Genomic DNA, 1,988 nt, shown 5'->3' with positions numbered 1-1,988 from the left:
TGATCTTCCGGAATTTCGGCCGGAAAGTCGCCCAGTTGTCGAGGATCTCGCGGCCGCGCACCGAACCCGTGTAATGAACGTGGTTCGAGATCAGCTGATAGAGCCGCTCCTCATCATGGCTGGTCATGTCGCCGGACACGTCGACGCGGCCTTTGTGATCGAGGTCGCCGCCATGATGGAGCAGTTTCTCCATCAGGTCGTCTTCTTCGGGAACGGGTTCCAGTTCGACCATCGCCATGTTGCAGCGCTCGGCGAAATCACCCACCTCGTCGAGCACATAGGCGACGCCGCCCGACATGCCAGCGGCAAAGTTGCGGCCGGTCTGCCCGATGACGACGACAATGCCGCCGGTCATGTACTCGCAGCCATGGTCGCCAACACCTTCGACGACGGCAGCGACGCCCGAATTGCGAACCGCAAAACGCTCGCCGGCGACGCCGCAGAAATAGGCCTCGCCCTCGGTCGCGCCGTAGAGCACCGTGTTGCCGACGATGATCGACTCGGCTGCGACGATCTTCGTGTTCTCAGGCGGGCGGATGACGATGCGTCCGCCCGACAGGCCCTTGCCGACGTAGTCGTTGGCGGCACCGACCAGCTCGAACGAAACCCCACGCGCCAGGAAGGCGCCGAAGGACTGGCCGGCGGTGCCGGTGAGCTTCACCGAGATCGTGTCCTCGCGCAGGCCCTTGTGCCTGAAGCGCTTTGCCACTTCGCCCGACAGCATGGCGCCGGTCGAACGGTCGACATTGCGGATCGGCAGCTCGATGCTGACCGGCTGCCTGGCTTCGAGCGCCGGCTTGGCCAACTCGATCAGCTTGCGGTCGAGCACGTCGTCGATCGGATGCTTCTGCCGCTCGGTCCAGTGCACCGCCTCATGCGGCGCATCCGGCTTGAAGAACATCTTGCTGAAATCGAGCCCGCGCGCCTTCCAGTGCTGGATCAGCGCCCGCTTCTCCAGGAGTTCGGTGTCGCCGATGATCTGGTCGAGATGGGTATAGCCCATCTCGGCGAGCAGCGCCCGGACCTCCTCCGCCACATAGAAGAAGAAGTTGATGACGTGTTCCGGCGTGCCCTTGAAGCGCTTGCGCAACACCGGATCCTGCGTCGCGACGCCGACCGGGCAGGTGTTGAGATGGCACTTGCGCATCATGATGCAGCCGGCCGCGATCAGCGGCGCGGTCGAGAAGCCGAATTCGTCGGCGCCAAGCAGCGCGCCGATGACGACGTCGCGGCCGGTGCGCAGGCCGCCATCGACCTGCAGCGCGACGCGCGACCTGAGGCCGTTGAGCACCAGCGTCTGGTGCGTCTCGGCAAGGCCCATTTCCCACGGGCTGCCGGCGTGCTTGAGCGAGGTCAGCGGCGATGCGCCGGTGCCGCCGTCATAGCCGGAAATGGTGATGTGATCGGCGCGCGCCTTGGCGACGCCGGCCGCAACCGTGCCGACACCGACTTCCGAAACCAGCTTGACCGAGACATCAGCCCCCGGATTGACGTTCTTGAGGTCGTAGATGAGCTGCGCCAGATCCTCGATCGAATAGATGTCGTGGTGCGGCGGCGGCGAGATCAGGCCGACGCCGGGCGTCGAATGCCTGACTTTGGCAATGGTGGCATCGACCTTGTGACCGGGCAGCTGACCGCCCTCGCCAGGCTTCGCGCCTTGCGCCACCTTGATCTGCATCACATCGGAATTCACCAGATATTCCGCCGTCACGCCGAAACGCCCGGAAGCGACCTGCTTGATCGCCGAACGCTCGGGGTTCTTGCCGCCGTCCGGCAGCGGCAGGTAACGGTCGGCCTCTTCGCCGCCCTCGCCGGTGTTCGACTTGCCGCCGATCGTGTTCATGGCGCGGGCCAGCGTGGTGTGCGCTTCCCTGGAAATCGAGCCGAAGGACATCGCTCCGGTCGAGAACCGCTTGACGATATCGGCCGCCGACATGACCTCGTCGAGCGCGACCTTCTTGCGCCCGGTTTCTTCCGCTAGCCTGATC

The 1,988-nt window shown here is 64.9% G+C and carries 1 protein-coding gene; it reads right to left on the bottom strand.

The window, feature by feature from the left end; all coding sequences use genetic code 11:
• Nucleotides 1–1,988: glutamate synthase-related protein (locus E5X88_RS33440; RefSeq protein WP_292168538.1), on the bottom strand; the 1,988-nt coding region annotated here is incomplete at both ends.

This window comes from Mesorhizobium sp. (assembly GCF_004962245.1).
In the GTDB taxonomy this organism is placed as follows: Bacteria; Pseudomonadota; Alphaproteobacteria; order Rhizobiales; family Rhizobiaceae; genus Mesorhizobium.
Note: the sequence above shows the minus strand (reverse complement) of the source record. Positions and strands in the feature narration are given on the sequence as shown.